This window comes from Pirellulales bacterium, assembly GCA_036267355.1.
In the GTDB taxonomy this organism is placed as follows: Bacteria; Planctomycetota; Planctomycetia; order Pirellulales; family DATAWG01; genus DATAWG01.
The window spans coordinates 1-19,874 of the sequence record DATAWG010000094.1 but is presented as its reverse complement, the minus strand read 5'-3'; the positions used below and the strand labels follow the sequence as shown (position 1 = coordinate 19,874).

Annotated in this window: 13 protein-coding genes; 5 read left to right on the top strand and 8 right to left on the bottom strand. The window is 60.5% G+C overall.

From position 1 onward, the window contains the following. Nucleotides 1-81 precede the first annotated feature (81 nt). The 3 genes from VHX65_14630 (at nucleotide 82) to VHX65_14620 (ending at nucleotide 8,277) form a co-directional block, all read left to right on the top strand. On the top strand, nucleotides 82-1,008 hold the full coding sequence (locus tag VHX65_14630; GenBank protein HEX3999783.1) for a ThuA domain-containing protein: 927 nt from the start codon (nucleotides 82-84) through the stop codon (nucleotides 1,006-1,008). Between the two features lie 59 nt (nucleotides 1,009-1,067). Continuing rightward, nucleotides 1,068-1,496, top strand: coding sequence for a hypothetical protein (locus VHX65_14625; protein HEX3999782.1), 429 nt, complete (start codon nucleotides 1,068-1,070; stop codon nucleotides 1,494-1,496). 427 nt (nucleotides 1,497-1,923) lie between these two features. After that, nucleotides 1,924-8,277, top strand: a complete 6,354-nt coding sequence (locus VHX65_14620; GenBank protein ID HEX3999781.1) for a hypothetical protein — start codon at nucleotides 1,924-1,926, stop codon at nucleotides 8,275-8,277. A 274-nt stretch (nucleotides 8,278-8,551) separates the two neighbouring features. Here VHX65_14620 and VHX65_14615 read toward each other — a convergent pair whose 3' ends face one another. Further along, nucleotides 8,552-9,700, bottom strand: a complete 1,149-nt coding sequence (locus VHX65_14615; GenBank protein ID HEX3999780.1) for a hypothetical protein — start codon at nucleotides 9,698-9,700, stop codon at nucleotides 8,552-8,554. A gap of 480 nt (nucleotides 9,701-10,180) precedes the next feature. On the opposite strand from VHX65_14615, the gene VHX65_14610 reads away from it, so the two are divergent. Continuing rightward, nucleotides 10,181-11,455 (top strand): ATP-binding protein, encoded by a 1,275-nt coding sequence (locus VHX65_14610; protein ID HEX3999779.1) that lies wholly within the window; start codon nucleotides 10,181-10,183, stop codon nucleotides 11,453-11,455. 359 nt (nucleotides 11,456-11,814) lie between these two features. Here the strand turns inward: VHX65_14610 and acpS are convergent, their stop codons facing one another. The 4 genes from acpS to VHX65_14590 all read right to left on the bottom strand — a co-directional run bounded on the left by acpS (nucleotide 11,815) and on the right by VHX65_14590 (nucleotide 14,967). Further along, entirely contained in the window at nucleotides 11,815-12,231 is a 417-nt protein-coding gene (acpS, locus tag VHX65_14605; GenBank protein ID HEX3999778.1) for a holo-ACP synthase, read from the bottom strand. Nucleotides 12,232-12,374: 143 nt separating this feature from the next. Next, complete coding sequence (gene trpS / locus VHX65_14600; GenBank protein HEX3999777.1) at nucleotides 12,375-13,337, bottom strand: tryptophan--tRNA ligase; 963 nt, start codon at nucleotides 13,335-13,337, stop codon at nucleotides 12,375-12,377. Nucleotides 13,338-13,478: 141 nt separating this feature from the next. Then, nucleotides 13,479-14,450, bottom strand: coding sequence for a dihydroorotate dehydrogenase (locus tag VHX65_14595; GenBank protein ID HEX3999776.1), 972 nt, complete (start codon nucleotides 14,448-14,450; stop codon nucleotides 13,479-13,481). A 307-nt stretch (nucleotides 14,451-14,757) separates the two neighbouring features. Beyond that, nucleotides 14,758-14,967: a hypothetical protein gene (locus VHX65_14590; protein HEX3999775.1), complete on the bottom strand. Its 210-nt coding sequence runs from the start codon at nucleotides 14,965-14,967 to the stop codon at nucleotides 14,758-14,760. Nucleotides 14,968-15,235: 268 nt separating this feature from the next. Between VHX65_14590 and VHX65_14585 the strand changes: the two genes are divergently transcribed. After that, complete coding sequence (locus tag VHX65_14585) at nucleotides 15,236-16,039, top strand: PEP-CTERM sorting domain-containing protein (GenBank protein HEX3999774.1); 804 nt, start codon at nucleotides 15,236-15,238, stop codon at nucleotides 16,037-16,039. Nucleotides 16,040-16,109: 70 nt separating this feature from the next. Here the strand turns inward: VHX65_14585 and deoC are convergent, their stop codons facing one another. The 3 genes from deoC to VHX65_14570 form a co-directional block, all read right to left on the bottom strand. Beyond that, the gene (gene deoC / locus VHX65_14580) at nucleotides 16,110-16,835 is read right to left on the bottom strand and encodes a deoxyribose-phosphate aldolase (protein HEX3999773.1); all 726 of its coding nucleotides are present in this window, start codon (nucleotides 16,833-16,835) and stop codon (nucleotides 16,110-16,112) included. Between the two features lie 104 nt (nucleotides 16,836-16,939). Continuing rightward, complete coding sequence (locus tag VHX65_14575; protein ID HEX3999772.1) at nucleotides 16,940-17,872, bottom strand: sugar phosphate isomerase/epimerase; 933 nt, start codon at nucleotides 17,870-17,872, stop codon at nucleotides 16,940-16,942. Further along, the gene (locus tag VHX65_14570; GenBank protein HEX3999771.1) at nucleotides 17,869-19,167 is read right to left on the bottom strand and encodes a Gfo/Idh/MocA family oxidoreductase; all 1,299 of its coding nucleotides are present in this window, start codon (nucleotides 19,165-19,167) and stop codon (nucleotides 17,869-17,871) included. The genes VHX65_14575 and VHX65_14570 overlap by 4 nt, the downstream gene beginning before the upstream one ends. Nucleotides 19,168-19,874 lie beyond the last annotated feature (707 nt).

Sequence of the window (19,874 nt, the reverse complement as noted above, 5' to 3'; positions counted from 1 at the left end):
CCCTCGTCCCGTGTTATAATCGGCCGGTCCACTTTCCTGCCCGCCATCCCACCTCCCAACCCGCCGCCAGGAGTTTTCGCCATGCCGTCTAAATTGATTGCCGCCGGACTGATGCTGTTCGCTTTCGCCGCTGCCGAGACCACGCACGCGGCGGAGAAAGATATCTTCAATTACAAAGCCCAGCACGACGCGCCGGCTGGCACGAAGCGGATCGTGTTTATCGCCGCCACCGGCAGCCACGGCGCTCGCGGCAATCATGAGTTTCTGGCCGGCAGCATTTATTTCGCCCGCACGATCAACGCCGATTATCCGAATGCCTATGCCGTGGTCTATCCGCAAAACCATTGGCCGACCGATCTGTCGAAGGCCGATGCGATCATCGTGCTGTTGAACCATGCCGGCCAGGCGGCCAGCGATCCGCGGATCAAGGCGGCCGTGGAGCGCGGGGCCGGGTTCATGGCAATCCACTACGGCGTCGAAGTGAATCAAGGCGAGCAGGGCCGCAACTTTCTCAATTGGATGGGAGGCTATTTCGAAACATTCTGGTCGGTCAATCCATTCTGGAACGCGAATATCGACATCATCGGCAAGCATCCGACGGCCCGGGGCGTCAAGCCGTTCAAGATTGCCGACGAATGGTATTACCACATGCGATTTCAGCCGGATATGAAAGGCGTGACGCCCGTGCTCTCGGCGATTCCCCCAGTCGACACGGTGCATTACAACGGCAAGGCGACCGACCACGGCGGCAATGCCGATGCGCTGGCCGATGTGGTGGCCCACAAGCCGCAGGTGCTGGCTTGGGCCTACGACCGGCCGGACGGTGGTCGCGGGTTCGGCTTCACCGGCTTCCATGTGTTTGCGAATCTGATGAACGACAATTTCCGCACGACGCTGCTCAATGGCATCGCCTGGGTCAGCGGATTGGAGATTCCGTCCGACGGCGTGAAATCGGTCGCGCCGAGCAACGCAGATCTTGAGAAGCTGATGGATGAGGCGAGGAAGTAGGAACGGGTGAGGGCGAGGGACGAGGGACGAGGGGCGAGGGGCGAGGGACGAGGGGTCGCGTGATTCGTTTGAATCCGTTTCGGCGCCGCGAGAGTCGTCGTGCGAGCGGCGATCCACGCGCGGCGCGGCGGGACGATGTTGTGTTGATTCCCGGCGAGCCGCGGGGAAAGTCGCTTCGGCCGGGCGAGCGCGGGCGGCCGGATGCGCGCGGCCAGTTGTGGCGGTTTTCGAAAAAGCGGCTTTTCTTGGCGTTTTTGATCGCCTGCCTTTCGGATGTCGTCGGGGCGACTTTTACCTGGCTGCCGCCGGTGGTTTGGGCCGTCGATTTTTTGACCGCCGTGCTGCTGTTCATCGTGCTCGGCTGGAGTTGGTTTCTGCTGCCGGGGCTGCTGATGGAAGCGATTCCGGGGCTGGAAATCATTCCGCTGTGGGTGCTGGTGGTCGGAGCGATCGCGATTTTCGGCAGCCCGCGCCCGCGGCTGAAGTAGGCTTTCCTGCACGGCAGGCAACGTAGCAGGCACACGCCGTGTGCCGTGGCCAACGTAGCAGGCACACGCCGTGTGCCGTCTGCGCCTCGCAATGGCGTTGCGCAAAGAGCAGCACCGACGGCACACGGAGTGTGCCTACTACGATGGAAGGAATCTCCGCGCTCCGTCGTTTCGCTGCTGTGAAGAACCTTGCGGAACTTTTGCCGGGGCAATCGCGTCGAATACCTCGAACCGCCGTCGCGGGGGCGATCGGCCCTCCTTTTCATCCCGTTCACAATTGCGGAATGTCTTTGCCATGAGCAGTTTATCGACGACTCGGCCCGTCTGTTCGGTTCGGGGTGGCATGCCCGCGGCATTGCGTGCGCATGTCTGTTCCACCACATGCCCACGCAAAGCCTTGGCACCCATTGCTCGGGCGACAGCGTTGATGATCGCTGCGATTCTCATTGCATTGCTCGGCGGCTGGCTGGCGGCTCCCGCGTCGGCCGTGGCGGGGGATGTCGGTTGGATCGAAGATTATGCCTTGGCCACCGATCGCACTGTGCCGCTCAAACAATTGATCCCCGGCTCGGAGGAGTATTATTTCTACACCTGCCTCCACTACCAATCGCTCGGGCAGTGGAACGAGGTCGAATCGACGCTCAAGGCCTGGATCGATCGGTATCACGACACGCCGCGAATCCGCGAAATTCAGAATCGCGAAGCCCTGCTCACCTACAAGCAAAACCCGCAGCGCACGCTCGCCCTGATTCGCCAGCGGCTCAATCTGCAATTCAATGCCCAGCGCGAGCAACTCAATCAAAAGCCGAACCTGCCGACGAAGCTCGATCCGGCCCTGATTTCGCGCGAGCGGCTGGCGCAGAAAGCCTTCGCGCAATTTCCGCAAACCGTGCAAGGCTTCGAGCCGGCCGCCATCGATTGGCTCATGCAACAAAAGTTGACTCCCGAGCGGCGCCGCAGCTTGCTCGAAGTGCTCTCCCGGCCCGATTATCCGAACCTCGTGCAGATGATCGTCGACGATTTGCACTTCGCCAATAGCGGCGGGTTCGGCCAGTTTGCGATCCACCGCCAGTTGTTGCTGGCGCAGCTCGACGAACTGTTGAAACTAATGCCGGAATTGCGAAATCAGCAGAATTTTGTGAATGAATATCTGACGCGGCTGCAGCCGTCCGACGACGTCAATTGGCGGCAAGATCCGGCGGCGCTTGAAGCCTATCTCGATCGGCTGTGGGCATTCGTGTCGACGCTCGATCCGGCCCACAACTCGCTGAAGGCCCATGTGCTTTATCAGCGGCTCGAGTTCGATCGCAAGCAGGGGAAATACGATCTCGAGCGGTTCCTGGCCTATCTGAAGCTGCCGAAATTCACCGGCTATGTGTCGCCGCAGTTCATGGAGCCGGCCGAGCGGCGGCAGCAAGCGGCCAACCTGCAGCAAGATTTCGGGCCGGAAACGCTGTTGCCGATCGTCGGCGACGACGAGCCGCTGGTGCGCAGCTATCTCGAGCATTTCTTGCTCGACGCCAAAGACTACAAGATCTTCGCCCCATATATCAACGATCAATATCTAAAGACGGTGTTTGCGGAAACGAAGATCATGGCGGGCGTCGGCGATGCCGAAAAGCTTTATTCGCTGCTGCCGCCGGAAGTCTACAAGCAGCTCAAGGAGCGGATCGATCTCGATTTCGCCTACACGAACAAAACGGAGCTCTCGGCCGACGATCCCGTGGCCCTCGATCTGTTCGTGAAGAACGTCGATACGCTGATCGTCAAAGTGTTTGAAATCAACTCGCAGAATTTCTACCGCGAGCATCTGGCGGAAGTCGGGCCCGACATCAATCTCGACGGCCTGGTGGCCAACGAAGAAAAGACCTACACGTATCATGAACCGCCGCTGTTGCGCGTGCGGCGGCATTTCGATTTTCCGGCCCTCAATCATCGCGGCGTGTATGTGATCGATTTCATCGGCAACGGCAAGGCGAGCCGGGCCGTGATCCGCAAAGGCAAGCTGCAATTCGTCGTGCGCTCCAGCTCTGCCGGGCAGATCTTCACGATCTTCGACGAGCAAAACAAGCCCCAGCCCGAGGCAACGCTGTGGCTCGCCGGCGCGCTCTACACACCCGACAAGGACGGCACGATCGCGGTGCCGTATTCCAACTCCCCGGGCCGGCAGCCGATCGTCATGTCGCTGGGCGGGTTTTCGTCGCTCGGCCACTTCGATCAGGAAGCCGAGAGCTACCGGCTCGATGCGGCGATGTATGTCGATCGCGAAGAATTGATCGCCCGCCGCAAAGCGCAGTTGATCATCCGCCCGCAACTGCTCGTGAATGGCACTCCGATCTCGCGCAAATCGCTGGAAGAAGTGCAACTCGTGCTCACGTCGACCGATCTCGACGGCGTGGCGACGACGAAGGAAGTGCCCGATTTCAAGCTCTTTGCCGATCGCGAGACGGTGTACGAATTCGAAGTGCCGCAGCGGTTGGCCAACATCCGCTTCACGCTCAAGGCCAAGATTCAGAACTACAGCCAGAACAAGAAAATCGACCTCTCGGCCGAGCAATCGTTTTCGATCAACGAAATCGACCGCACCGACAAGACCGAAGACCTGCATTTCGCGCTCGTCGGAAGCAGCTACGTCGTCGATCTGCTCGGCAAGACCGGCGAGCACGAGCCCGATCGGCCGATCCAATTCGTGCTGAAGATGCGCGATTTCACGCAGCCGGTGTATGTGTCGCTGGCGACGGATGCGAAAGGAGAGGTGAACCTGGGGCCGCTGCCCGGCGTGATTTCCGTCGCGGCGACCGATACGCAAGGCACCTCGCACACTTGGCCGATCTTGCACGACGACCACACGTATCCGCAAACGATCCAGGGCGAGGCCGATGCGCCGGTGGAAGTGCCTTACATGGGCGACCAACAAAAACCGGACCGTTCGGAGCTATCGTTGTTGGAATTGCGCGGCGAAAAGTTCGAGGCCGATTGGTTCGACAACATCTCGCTCAAAGACGGTTTGCTTTCGCTCGATAAATTGCCGCCGGGCGATTATTCGCTGCTGCTCAAGCCGAGCGGCCGGCAAATCCGCATCCGGCTTACCGAAGGCGAGCGACGCGGGGCGTATGTGATGGGCCCGTATCGCAAGCTCGAAGTGCGCAATAGCCGGCCGTTGCAAATGCGCAATGTCGAAGTGGGGGATAAGACGATCCGCGTGCAGTTGGTCAACGTGTCGCCGCTGGCGCGCGTGCATGTGTTTGCGACGCGATTCGATCCGGCATTTCCGGCCTACGGCATTCTCAGCGGCATTTTGCCCGCCGAGCCGAATTGGCGCACGGTGCCGGAGCCCGAATCGCAATACGTGGCCGGGCGGAATATCGGCGACGAATATCGCTACATCATCGACCGCAAATTCGCCCGCAAATATCCGGGCAACATGCTCGAGCGGCCGAGCTTGCTGTTGAACCCGTGGGCGATTCGCAGCACGGAAACCGCCGAGCAGGCGGCCCAAGCCGGCGAGAATTTTCGCGGCGGCGGCCCGCAAAATCGCGGCACGAACGGGCAACCCGTGATGAAGCCGTTCGTCGTGCCGCAGCAAGCCGATTTCGCCGATCTCGATTTTCTCGCGGCGAGTTCGATCGTAGTCGCCAATGTCGTGCCGGATAAGGACGGCGTCATCGAAATCAAGCGATCCGATCTCGGCGCGCATCAGCAATTGCTATTCGTGGCTGTTGACCTGCAGAACACGGTGAGCCGCATCGTGGCGCTGCCCGAGGCCAAGTCCGACTATCTTGACCTGCGGCTGGCCAAGAGCCTCGATCCGAAGCTGCACTACACGCAGCAAAAACTAATCAGCATCTTGCCGGCCGGCGGCACGCTCGTGGTGCCCGACATCACCAGCACGCACTTCGAAGAATACGACAGCATCGGCCGGGCGTTTTCGCTCTACGCGGCATTGAACCCCGATGCGAAGCTGATCGAGTTCGATTTCATCAAGAACTGGCCGACGCTGAAAGTCGAAGAGAAACGCAAGTTGTATCGCAAATACGCCAGCCACGAGTTGCATTTCTTCCTCTACAAAAAGGATCCGGAATTTTTCAAATCCGCGATCCTGCCGTACCTGGCGAACAAGAAAGACAAGCAGTTTCTGGATCACTGGCTCTTGGGCGACGATCTGAGCGATTATTTGAAGCCCTGGAATTTCGAGCAGCTCAACACGTGGGAGCGGATCCTGCTCGGCCAGCGCGTGAAGGACGACCATGCTTCGACGGCCCGGCTGATCAAAGACCAGTTCGAGCTATTACCGCCAAATCCCGATCGCTTCACGCATCTGTTCGACACGGCACTGAAGGGCGCTTCGCTCGACACGGAGGATCGCTTCGGCATCATGGAGCATCAGAAACGCGAAGAAAGGGCTGTCGTGCAGGAAGAGGCGGAGGCGAAGCTCTTAGGGCGCAACAATCTCGCTTTGTCAGATAGGGCGACCGCCAACGTTCCGGCGCCGGCGGCCGCCCCGGCCATGCCTCCGGCACCAGCCGCGGCGGGGAAGCCTGGCGCGGATAGTTTTCAATTCGAAAGGGGAAGGCGCCGCGATGGGGCCGAAAAGGATATGAAAAAGGCCGAAGCGGGGGAATCGAAAGAAGCCCTCGATGCCGATTTCGCCGACGATCGCTCCAGGGCCGCTGGCCTCAAGCAATATTACCGCAAGCTCGACAAGACGATGGAATGGGTCGAAAGCAACTACTACCATCTGCCGATCGAGCAGGAAACATCGGCATTGATCACGGCCAACGCCTTCTGGCTCGACTATGCCAATTTCGATCCCGCCAGCGGCAAGCCGTTCCTTTCCACGAATCTCGCCGAACCGACCCACGATTTCCCCGAGATGCTGGCCGCCCTGTCGCTCGTGGACCTGCCCTTCAAGCCGGGCGACCATAAATCCACGTTCAAGGGAACGCAAATGACGCTCACGGCCGGCAGCCCGATGATCGTTTATCACGAGGAAATTCAGCCGGCCGCGAAAGTGGCTGAGCACACGCCGATCCTGGTGAGCGAAAACTTCTTCCGCAATGGCGACCAGTTCCGCATGGAAAACGGCGAACAGGTCGACAAATTCGTCACCGAAGAGTTTTTGGTCGGCACCGTGTATGGCTGCCACATCGTGGTCACCAATCCCACTTCGTCGAAGAAAAAAGTCGACGTGCTTTTGCAGATTCCGGCTGGAGCCCTGCCGGTCGCCGGTGGGCAATTCACGCACAGCGTGCACCTGGATCTCGATCCCTACCACACGCAAACGCTCGAATACCGCTTCTATTTCCCGTTGCCGGGCAAATTTGTCCACTATCCGGTGCAAGTCGCTTCGAATGGGACCGGCGGCGGCGAAGTGCTCGGCTTTGCGGCCCCCTTCACGTTCAACGTCGTCCGCGAGCTCACCAAGGTCGACAAGCAATCGTGGGACTATATCTCTCAGTTCGGCTCCGACGACGATGTGCTCGCGTTCTTGAAAACGGAAAATATTCTGCGCGTGAATCTCGACCGCATCGCGTGGCGGGTGCAAGACAAGGCATTTTTCGAGAAGGTGATCGTGATCCTCTCGGCCCGGCACGTGTATAACAACGCGCTTTGGTCGTATGGCGTCAAGCACGACGACGCCCCCGCGATCCGCCAGTTCTTGCAATTCGCCAATGAATTCGTGAGCCAATGCGGCGAGTGGCTCGATAGCCCCCTATTGACGATCGATCCCGTGGCGCGGCATGCCTATCAGCAGATGGACTATCGGCCGCTGGTGAATGCCCGGGTGGGCCAGTTGGGCCGCAAGCGCGAAATTCTCAACGATGCGTTTTTCGCCCAGTACGAGCATCTGATGTCGATCCTCAGTTACCGCGGCCACTTGGACGATGCCGAGCGGATGACCGTGATCTACTACCTGCTGTTGCAAGATCGGGTCGAATTGTCGCTCGATTTCTTCAGCCAGGTCGATCCCGATCATCTGGCGACGCGGCTGCAATACGACTATTTCGCGGCCTATCTGGATTTCTACAAATCCGAACCGAAGCTGGCCCGGGCGATCGCCGTCAAATACGCCGATTATCCGGTCGATCGCTGGCGCGAGGCGTTTGCCAATATCGTCAGCCAGGCCGACGAGATCGGCAAGCCGACGGTGCAGGTGATCGACAAGGAAGATCGCACCCAGGTGCAAACCGCGCAGGCGGCCAGCACACCGTCGTTCGATTTCACCGTCGAGGCCAGGCACGTGAAAATCAACTATCAGAACCTGCAAACCGTGCGGGTGAACTATTATCTGATGGATATCGAACTGCTGTTCAGCCGCAATCCGTTCGTGCAAGGCGAAGCGAAACAGTTTTCGAATATCTTGCCGAACCAGTCCGAGACCGTGAAACTGCCGGCGGGGGCGACGAATTTCGAATTCCCACTGCCCGCCAAGCTGCTCAATAGCAACGTGCTGGTCGAGATCGTCGGCGGTGGGCAAACGCAGTCGCAGGCCTATTATTCCAACGCCCTGCACGTGAAAGTCGTCGAAAACTACGGCCAGCTTTGGGTCAGCCACGACAAGGATTCAAAGCCGCTGGCGAAGGTGTACGTGAAAGTGTATGCCCGGCAAAAAGACGGGACGGTGAAGTTCTACAAGGATGGCTACACCGACCTGCGCGGCTGCTTCGACTACACATCGCTGAGCACCAACGAGCAAGACTTCGTCGACAAATTCTCGATCCTGGTCCTCAGCGAAGACCATGGCGCGCTAGTGCGAGAAGCGAACCCGCCAAAGCAATAGCGCCGCTACCGTAGCAGGCACACTCCGTGTGCCGTCGGCGATAGTAGCAGGCACACTCCGTGCGCCGTCGGCGATAGTAGCAGGCACACTCCGTGTGCCGTCGGCGCCACGCGGTGCGTCGCGCAAAGAGCAGCGCCGACGGCACACGGAGTGTGCCTGCTACGTTGGAAAGCCGGTTTGCCATGCCCACGGCTTTGCGTAGGAATGTCGGCGGTCGGCAGTTGGCATGCCCACTCAAGGCAGTGGGTATGGCATCCACGCCAACCGCAGTCGATTATTTCGCCGCCAGTTGCGGGCGGCGAGGACCGAAGCGCAGATCGCGGTAGAGCCGCAGGCCGTGGGCCGCGTGGTAGAGCGTTCCGCAGTCGGGCTCCATGTCGCGCGCCACGTTCATTTCGTTGCACAATCGATTCACCGCCGCGACCACCCACGGATCGCTCAATTCGTAGGGTTTGTGATCGGCCGTGTCTTCATTGTCGTAAAGACCCGAACTGACGGCGGCGGCCACGAACTCGAGCGTATGTCCGGCGGAATAAAGCCGGGTGCCAAGATCGGCCGACTCGGCCGGCTTCTCGAAGAACCCAGTGGAGAACGAGCCGTCTCGCTGCTGATATTTGCGGGCCGTTTCGAGGCCGTCGGCAACCTTGTCGTAAGCGGCCCGCCATCCGCCGCGCATGTCGGCCGGATCGGTGTGCGTTTCTTTGTTATAACGATTCACGGCGATCGCCAGTGCATAGAGTCGGTGCGAACCGCCGCAACCTCCTTCGCCGAGCTTGTGCGACGCTTCCATCGCCACGAGCCGCTCGAACGTCCACTTCGAGCCGTCTTTAGCCGTCCACTTGGCATCGAGCGGCAGATACGTCACGGCGCCCATCAGCGTCCAGCTTGCTTCTTCTCCGTCGAAGAGCTGCCATTGGGCTTCGGTCATCAGATCGCTGATGTGATATTTCTTGCCGCCGACGATCAGTTGGTCGCCGGCCTTCACGTCGCCGCATTGCGACATATAGCCGAGCCATTGGTCGGGATGGCCTTGGCCCGTCTTGCTGCCGGCTTCGATGATGCTGAGCACTCCCTTATCGCCCGGCCGCAGCACCCAGCCCTTCAGCGCGCCGCCGGCCAGCAGATAATCGACCGCCGAGCTGACCTTACCATCGTGCTCGATGGGCAAATCGCGACCGAACGCCTCGATGCCATGCACGATCTGCCAAGCCGCCTGATCGCGAACATTCATCTGCCGGGCGTTGAGCGTGTAGTCGACGACGCCGTCGATCTTGTCGCGCAAAGCGTCGGGCGAGAGCTTTACCGCCGGGATGGAGCCGGCCGCCGCCGTCGAATCGCGGTCCATGCATCCCGGTGCCACAGCCAAGAGCAATAGGCCCAGGCATGCAATCCAATACCGCCAACGACGTTCGACGATGTTCATCACAGCTCCTCACGCAAGTTTTGATGTGCTAGCAAATCCGCAAGATGCCCCAATCGCAAATCCCGCAAGCCTACCACACAGCTTTGAGATCAACGCTCCGGCCCGCAACTCGTTTGTGGTTTCCGCGCGTTCGCCGAAGCTGGTCAAGCTGTCAATCTAGGATAAATGCGAACCATGCAAAACATGTGGTACATTTACCACGCCGTAGCACTCGATCTTAGCGGATCGGGCAACTGCGACACAACCGGCCGCCGGCAATTTCACGCAAACCTTTTTCGTGAAATCCTTTAAGGCGCGGCTGTTCGAGAATCGCCCCCCGCAAACTTCGCCCGCGCATCGGGTCCTTCCACCAACATTCGATTACAAATGCCCACCACGAACTCTAAAACCCCCGATTCGGCCCTATCGCGAACTGCCGCCTTGCGCGGGCCACATTCCCGGTTCGCGCCAAATGACTCGACCGCGCCGGATGCTGCGCTGTTGCCGGCCGACATTGGACCGCGAATCGCGGCGCAGCCGATCATCGAGCAGCCGATGCGCGTGCTGTTGGTCGATGAACAGCCGCAGGATGTCGATCGCTGGCTGGCGATGCTCGAAGAGCGGTTCGGCGGGCGGGCGAGAACGCACGTGGCCCATACTGCCGCCGAGGCACTCGAAATCCTCGCCCGCCACCCGGCCGATGTTGTGCTCACCGAATACCGTCTGCCCGACGCAGACGGGCTGGGATTGATCGCCTCGATTGCGGCCCGGCATCCAGAGGTTGCGACGATCCTGATCACCGCGCATGGCAACGAGGCGGTCGCGGCAAACGCCCTGAAATTCGGTGCCCGCGATTACCTCGTGAGTGCCGAAATCGACGCGGCCGCGCTCGAACGCAGCATCCTGCAAGCGACGAACAAAGCGGCGCTGGCTCGGCAACAATCGCAACGGCTCGAACAGCTCGAGCAATCGCGCCACGAAATGGATCAGATCGTGCGCTCGCTGTCGCATGACATGTCGGCGATGTTCATGCTGCTCGACCATTCGTTCCAGCGGCTGAAAGACGCGGCCGATCCAATCGCGACGAAGATCGGTGCGGCAGATCAGCCACCGCCGCTGCGGCCGGCCGGCGCCCTGGCGAATGCCGGGCGCCAATCGGAGGCGCACGCCGAGGCGGCGAGCCCCTCGAACGTCGGCCCACTGACACAGCAATTCGCCCATGTCGAAGCATGCCTGCGAGAATCCAAACGCTTTCTCGACGATCTGACCACGGTCGCCCGCACCGGAACGGTTCATATGGAGCCGGCTCGGGTCGAGCTAGCGAGCGTGGTCGAAGAGGTGTTGTTCGAGCAGCGCGAAATGCTTGCCGAGCGGAAGGTGCATGTCGATGTCGCGGCCGACCTGCCCGCGGTGTGGTGCAATCCGCTCAGGGCAAAGCAGGTGCTGACAAACATGGTGCGCAATGCGGCCCGCCATGGCTGCGATGCCCACGAGCCGCGAATCACGATCGCCCGCCGGGCGCAATCCGAACCGGCCGAAACCGCGTTCGAGTGGATCACGGTGTACGACAATGGCCCGGGCATCCCGGCCGAATCGCGGGAAGAGATTTTCAAGCCGGGCCGACGCCTTGCGGATGCCCATCCCGACGGCTCGGGCATGGGTCTCTCGATCGTTCGCAAAATCGTGCAATACTACGGCGGGCAGGTGTCTGTCGATGCGAACTGCGGCAGCGGAACGACGTTCGTGTTGTCGCTGCCGAAAGTGATTGGCGCGTGAGGCGGAAGCGAACGCGTTTTCTTGCGCTAAGCCCAGGGAAGGCTGCCATCGCGTGTTCTACTTGCGATCCGCGTTGGCAGCCTTCCCTGGGCTTAGCGGCTCAGCGTCCCCTAGCGGCGCGAGGCGGCCGGCTCACGGACGGTTATTTCTAGCTTGTTGGAAACCGCTTTGGCCGGCTCGTTCACTATCGGCTGGCCGGGCGCATAGTTCGAATGGTCGGCCGTTATCGAAACCACTTGGTTGCCGACGGCGGGCCCCCAGTCTTGAAAAACGCCGGCATCCGGCGTTTCCGCCGGGCCGGCGGCTGCGGCCGGATGCGCTTCAAACCGCGCCGGTTCGCTGCCGGACAGCCGTCGCGTTCACGGCTCATCCTCGTCTTGGTGGTCGTCGTCGGCTCGATCTATGGCGATCGCGTACGCCGTTGCGTGGCTGCGGCAGTGAGAGATGCTGATCAGCACCTGCCCGATGCCGATTTCTTCGATCACATCGCGCACGCCGCCGCGCAGGGCAACGATCGGCCGGCCGCCGGTGATATTGCGGATTTCGACGTCGCGCCAGCTAATGCCCCGTCGCCAGCCGGTGCCGATCGCTTTGAGCACCGCTTCCTTGGCGGCCCAACGGCCGGCGAAGTGCTGCGTGGCGGCCTTGCGATGCTTGCAATATTCGATCTCGCGAGGCGTATAGACCCGCGTGATGAACAATTCACCATGTCGCTCGATCATCTGAGCGATTCGCAAGCATTCCACGATGTCGGTGCCGATGCCGAGGATGTTCATGAGAAAGGCTACAGGCTTGAGGCTACAGGCTACAGGCTACAGGACGAGGACGAGGGCCACAGGCGATATGGCAGAGATTGCAGGCGTCGCATGAGTTGTCTCCTCGTCGTAACTGTAGCCTTCAGTCTGTAGCCTGTAGCCTTTTATGCTACTCCGCAGGCCTTTTTGGCGCGGTTCAGCACTTCGCTGGCTTTGTGGCGGGCGCGCGCGGCGCCGTCGGCTAGGATCGCGCGAATTCTTGCCGGATCGGCGGCTAACGCGGCTCGCTCCGCGCGCGCGGGGGCGAAATAGCGCTCGGCCGCGTCGGCCAACGCTTTCTTCACCTGGCCGTAGCCAAACCCGCCGCGGCGATACAACTCGGCCATCGCCTCGCGCTCGCCGTCGCTGGCCACGAGCGAATAGAGCTGAAACAAGTGATCGCCTTCCGGCGCTTTCGGCGCCTCCATCGGCCGCGAATCGGTGGTGATCCGCATGATCTTCTTGCGCTGGACCACGGGGTCTTCGAAAAGTTCGAGCGTGTTGTTGTAGCTTTTGGACATCTTTTCGCCATCCGTGCCGGGCACTTTCTTCGAGGCATCAAGCAGCTTCGCTTTCGGCATGACGAACACTTCGCCGAAATGATGGTTGAAGGCCCCCGCCAGATCGCGGCAAACCTCGATATGTTGCACTTGGTCTTCGCCGACCGGCACCGTGTCGGAATCGTAGGCCAAAATATCGGCCGCCATCAGCACGGGGTACGTAAACAATCCCGCGTCGGCCGGCAAGCCACGGGCCTTCTTGTCTTTGTAGGCGTGGCAACGCTCGAGCAAACCCAGCGGCGCCCCGGTCATCAGCAGCCAGCACAATTCGCTCACCTCCGGCACATCGGATTGCACGAACAGCACCGCCCGCTCCGGCTCAAGGCCCAAGGCCAGCAGATCGATCGCCGCATCGAGCGTCAGACTGCGAAGCTGCTCGGCATCGCGGACCGTGGTCAAGGCATGCAAATTCGCGATGAAGTAATAGGCGGCCGTCTCATGCTGCAAATCGATGTATTGCCGGATGGCGCCGAAATAGTTGCCCCAGTGGAATCGGCCGGTCGGTTGTATGCCGGAGAGAACGTGCATCGGCGAGGGCGAGGGTGAGGGGTTAGGACGCGCGGCGGTTAGCAGCCTGTTGAAAAAGGGGACTGGCTCCAAGCGACCAGTCGGTTTCGTCGCCTGTTTTGCGCTGCCGCGAGGTGCCCGTCCCCCTTTTTCACCAGGCGGTTAGTCTGGGGGAGGGTTTGGGGTGAGGGTGCCGACGGCTTCGGGAATACGGCGGGCGCCGATTGATGTTAGGGCGGCGGGGAGGGCTTCGAGGATTTCGATTGAGGCGGTGGGACGGTAAAAGTTTGCCGTGCCGATTTGGACCGCAGTCGCGCCGGCGACGATGAATTCCATCGCATCGTCGATGGTCGCAATTCCTCCGATGCCGACAATCGGCGTTTTGACCGCTTTGGCCACCTGATACACGGCCCTCAGCGCGATCGGCTTGATCGCCGGCCCGCTCAGGCCGCCCATTCCGTTGCCGAGCATCGGCCGCCGCCGCCGCCAATCGACGGCCATTCCAAGACAGGTGTTGATGAGCGAGATCGCATCCGCGCCGCCATCGGCCGCGCCGCGAGCCACCGTGGCGATGTCGGCCACATTGGGCGTCAGCTTGGCGAGAATCGGCCGCGACGACACCTCCCGCACCCCGGCCACGACGCGGCGGCACATCGCCGGATCGGTGCCAAAATCGATGCCGTGGCTCACATTCGGGCAGGAAATATTTAACTCGATCGCCGCGATCCCCGGCACGCTTTCCAACCGAGCAGCCATCGCGACGAATTCGTCGTGCGTCCGCCCCGCAATACTGACGATGATCGGCACTCCAAGGCTCGTGAGATACGGCATGTGGTGGGCCCTAAAGTGCTCCAAGCCATCGTTATCCAAGCCGATCGAGTTGAGCATTCCCGACGGCGTTTCGATGGTCCGCCAAGGGGTGTTGCCACGGCGAGGTTCTTGCGTAATGGTTTTGGGAATGATGCCGCCCAACCGCTTCAGGTCGATCAACCCGGCCATTTCGCGGGCATATCCGAACGTGCCCGAAGCCACAAGAATCGGATTCGGCAATCGCAGCCGTCCCAAGGTGACGGAGAGATCGATGGCTTCGGCGACGATCGGCCCGACGGCGGCGGTCGCGGTGGATAAATCCATGTCGATGCGGTTCAAAAGTTCGTCGGGCGGTCGAAACGGCCTATACCTTGGCGAATGCTTTGCAATGTACCGCCCGAAGCAAGAAGCGGCAACGCTGCGGGGCAGAAGACTGGGAGGCAATGAGACTGGGAGGCTGGGGAGGCGATGATGTGCTGGTTCAGCCGAATCCACCAGGAGCCAAGAGGGGGAATTATGGTATGGGGTGTGATCTATGAATATTCGCCCTTCGGATAGAAATTCAGAGTCAGCTCGCGCACCCGTCCCGGCTGGGTGCTGACCAAAATGAATTGGTTCTCCGCTCCAAGCTTCACATACGGGTGACGTTGAAATCGGCCGTTCGGCCCATGTAGGGATTGGTTCGCTGAATCCAACGGCCGTTGACCAATAGCCCGCGGACGTTGAGGTCTTCGGTCAAAACGTGGAAGACGACATTCTTATCCGTTGCCGATTCCGGAATACGGATCGAGCGGCGGGCGAATTCGCCATGGTAGGTCGCCGAACTGATGGCAACGGCCAATATCGCCCAATACCCCCCAATTAGAAAAAAATAAATACCTCGCAAGACGTATTGATCGGCGTGGCGCCGAAATTACTATAAGGCAAGAATTAATTGTGGGGGTGGAGCGGCTCCTTACGGCCTTTCCGGCTGTGAAAACATTGCGGCGGCGATTGCGCTTCGTTGCTTGGCGGGCATTTCACGCCAGCCAAACCGAATCCATTGTTGGCCGCCCGATCGCGCGACGAGATTCGAACCCGATTGTTCGGTATTCAAGCTGGACTCGCCCATGAAAACGATTTCGCTTCTTTGCGGCGCGCTGGTGGTCCTCGCAATCGCTCCGCGGGCCTATGCAGGGACGATCGTCTACGAAGGCGGCACTGCCCCGAACACCGACATCCTGGCATCGCAGTTGACCGATTCCAGCGGCAGCCTGCTGCCCAACAACGACTACACTGACAATGGCGGGCCACCGGGCGAGCTATTCACCGTGTCGCAAAACTCGCTGTTGGAAGACATCACGGTTCTAGGCGGAGATAGCTGGGGCCCTCCCAGTGGTTTGCACTTATTGATCGGCAGCGTTGATCCGTCGACCGACCTGGTCACTCCTTTGAATGGCACACTTGGCAAAGAGGGCGGAGAGGCGGTACCCACGCCGGCAAATTCGAACGACTACGTGACCTACCAACTCGCCACACCGGTCGCCCTAACCGCCGGCACCGAATACGTGTTTGGCCTGTACTCAGACACTCAGTGGTACGGTTTGGCACGCAGCGCTACCAACACCACCGCCGGGTCCGTCAATTTCAACGACACGAATACATTCGAAAACAACAATTCGGGCCGGCCTAGCAAGAACGACGGCTTTGGCGAATATGCTGTGCTAAACTCGGGCGACTACGAATACGTGTTTGCGGCACAAGGCGTTGCGGTCGTTCCCGAGCCGGCTTCGATCGCTCTGTTTGGCATGGGGGCCATCGGGCTGATTCTGATCGGCGGCCGACGCCGGAGGGAAGTGCCCCCTACGACCTTTGGGCGCGACGCACACCCAACGCCAGCCTCGGCCCGGCGATCGGCCATTGGACTTTCTTAAACGCGGGATCTGCCGCCCGATTGAAGGCCTGAATCAATGGGCCGTGAGCGGCGATAATCTGAATTCTCGCTCAGTAGCCGGCGGGCGAGGCGACTGCGGATGCCGCGATTGCCGGGCGATTGAGACGCCGATTCACTTCGTCGAGCATTTCTCTGGTGCGGGTGCTGCCGCAACGAGTCACGCCTAGGTCACGCACGGCTAGCAGTGCATCCAAATCGCGGACCCCGCCGGCGGCTTTCACTTGCACATGCCGCGCGGCATGTTGCCGCATCAGTTTCAGATCGTCGTGCGTGGCGCCGCCGCTGCCGTAGCCGGTCGACGTTTTCACCCAGTCGGCATTCAGTTCGGAGCAGATGCGGCAGAGCTGAATCTTGTGCTCATCTTTGAGGTAGCAGTTTTCGAAGATGACCTTCACTTTTTGACCGGCGGCATGAGCCACGTCGACGACCGCCTTGATGTCGGATCGCACGTAGTCCCAATTGCCGCTGAGCACCTGGCTGATGTTGACCACCATGTCGAGTTCTTCGCCCCCCTCGGCGATGGCCCGCTCAGCTTCGGCTCGCTTGATGGCCGTGGTGTGCCCGCCGTGCGGGAAGCCGATTGTCGTACTGGCCTTGACCGCCGTGCCGCGCAGCATCTCGGCGCAGCGCTTCAAGGCATACGGCATGATGCAAACGCTGGCCACGTCGTAGACCACCGCTAGCCGGCAGCCGGCCTCCAGATCCGCCGCGCTCAGCGTCGGATTCAACAGCGAGTGGTCGATCATCTTGGCAATGTCGGAATACGTGAAAGCCATCGAATGCGGTCCTTTTTCGCGGCGAAGAGAACGGTGGGTTGAGATTCTTGGCGGATGAATAAATGTCGTTGTCTCGAACGATCCCACGTCTCGGACACTAAACTTTATTCGATCGCCGGCTCGCGAGCGATGAAATTGCGCAAGAAGTCGTGAGCTTGGCGAAGCGCCTGCAAGCGGGTCGCCAAGGAAGCTTCGAACGCCCGATCTTCGACCTCCACGCAAACCGGCCCGGTGTAGCCACAGTCTCCGAGCACGGAACAGAACCGGCCCCAATCGATTTCGCCCAAGCCGGGCAGCTTCGGGCAATGATATTTCAGTGGCGTCGCAAGGATGCCAACATCGTCGAGCCGATCGCGATCGATACGCACATCCTTGGCATGCACGTGAAACAGTCGTTCGCGAAACTCCACCAGCGAACGGAGGTGGTCCATTTGCTGCCAAACGAGATGCGAGGGATCGTAATTCAAGCCGAACGAACGGCTTGGAATGTCGGCAAACATCCGTCGCCAGATTGCGGGACTAATGGCCAGATTTTTCCCGCCCGGCCATTCGTCGTCGGTGAACAGCATGGGACAGTTTTCAATGCCAATCCGCACGCCAAGGCTCTCCGCCAGCCCAACCAGGGGCTTCCAGGTATCCAGGAAGCGAGGCCAATTGCCATCGACCGATTTCGACCAATCGCGGCCTACGAACGTGTTGACCTGCGGAGTGCCCAACAGCGCGGCCGCCTGAATGACGAGCCGCAGATGCTCGACGGCCGTTCGGGCCTCGCCGGCATCGGGCGAGAGCGGATTCGGATAATAGCCCAGGCCGCTGATCGCGATGCCCGTCGATCGGCAAAGCTCGCCAACTTTGTCGGCCGCCGCGGTCGAAAAATTGGCCGCATCAAGATGCGTAACGCCCGCATAGCGCCGATCGACCTTACCGACCGGCCAGCACATTAGCTCGACGCATTCGTAGCCAATCCTCGCGGCATGCTGCAAGACGGCATCCAGCGGCAATTCCGGCAGAATTGCGCTTACGAATCCTAGTTTCATGCCAGGCCCTCTTCGAGCGAAACCCAACGTTGTTCGCGATGGCTCGTCAACACGGCTTCGCAGAGCAAGATTTCGCGATGGCCGTCGGCAAATGTGGGAAATGGCGGCGCGGCGCAAAAATCTCCCCCCGCGATGTAGCCGTAAAAGCTGCGAAAAAGCTGCTTGAACGTGTCGGGAAAACCTTCGTTGTGCCCGCCCGGATAATCGGTGATCGCGCGGACCAATTCGCCGAGCAGCGCTGGATCGCGCAGCAACAGTTCATTCGGCCGATCGCGATGGCCGATCCATAACTCGTCGGGGCTTTCGCTGTTCCAAGCGAGCGATTGCCGCGAGCCGGCGATCTCGAACCGCAGACAGTTTTTCCTTCCCGCTGTCGTCTGCGAAACCCACAGGCAGCCATTTGCCCCATGCTCGAAATGGAGCATCACGCAACCGCAATCGTCCGTGTCGATCGCGATCGGTTCCGTCGCGCCTTGCTCGGTCGCGCCTTGCTCGGCAGCGCCGTGCTCGGCAGCGCCTTGCCCGGCAGCGCCTTGCCCGGCAGCGCCTTGCCCGGCAGCGCCTTGCTCGGCAGCGCCGTGCTCGGCAGCGCCTTGCCCGGAAGTGGCTGGTTCGCGGCATTTGCTGGAAAAAGTCTCAACGGTGCCGCGAGGGCGCTGCCGGACGCGGTGGACGGTCCGCAAATCGGCATAGACGGCGACGATTCGCTGGCCGCTGATAAATTGGATTAGGTCGAGCCAATGCGTGCCGATATCGGCAACGGCCCGCAGCTCGCCCCCAGCCTTGGCCAACACCCGCCAATTGAAATCCGTGTCGAACAGCAGCCAGTCTTGCACGTACGAACCATTGACGTGCAGCATTTCGCCGAGCGAGCCGGTGCGTACCCGATTGGCCGCCTCGTGGCATAGCGGATAGAAGCGAATATTGTAGGCGACGGCGGCAGTTCGACCGCTCGACGCCGCAATGCGAACCAATTCGGCCGACTCGCGGGAATTCATCGCCAGCGGCTTTTCACAGATTACATGCTTGCCGGCCCGCAACGCGGCAGCCGCCTGCGCGAAGTGGAAGTGGTTCGGCGTCGTAAGATGCACGCTATCGACGGTTGCATCGGCGAGCAATTCTCCTAGAGACGCATAGCCGCGCGGCAAGCCCAGCCGCTTGGCGGCGGCGCACGACTTGACCGGCGAAGAACCACAGATTCCCGCGACATGCACCCCGGCGCGGCGGAGGCCTTCGACGTGAACCGGCCCGATGAAACCTGTCCCCACGACGGCAGCGCTGAACGTGGATGGCATGAGCGGCTCTACCAAAACTTATAGCGCCACCAGCTGCGGCCGTGGTCGCAATCCTGGACATCGCGGTCTTAACCGGCCACCCAGGCACCGGAAATCAATCCGGTCTGGCGATCGAATCGGGCTCTCGCTTCGACAAAACACCACCCCGCGAAAGTTGTTGGGTAGCCAGCCGATTTCATCCTGCGTCAGCGGGTCGGGTAGCCCGATCATAGCGTCCAGAACATCTCCTAGCCATTGCCTGAACTGAGGCTGCGCCGAGCGAGCGCATGCCGAGGGAATTCAGTACGAGTGATTCTTGATTTCTTGGAAATTTCGATTGATTTTATCTCGAAGACCATGCGATTGGCGATTGCCCGCACGGGACTAACAGAGGGGGCTAGGTTCCGGCGACCGGTATTGCCGCGATCCTTCCGACCCTACGCCGCGACAGGGCGAAAGGGCGAAAGCGCAATTCAGAATGCGGTTTGCTGCCGGACGTGGAGTCTGATACTGTGGGCGTATCGTGTCACTTGTCGCGCAGTTTAATCGGCATCCGGCCATTTGCACTGGCCCGATGCCGTTTTCTTTACCATCCGATAGCCGCTCATGCGGCGGATTGACGGTATCCAAAATCGGGCAGAATGCGAAACGATTTGAACCTATAATTCTCAGCCCAAGCGCCCGTAGCTCAATTGGATAGAGCAGCGGACTTCTAATCCGCAGGTTGC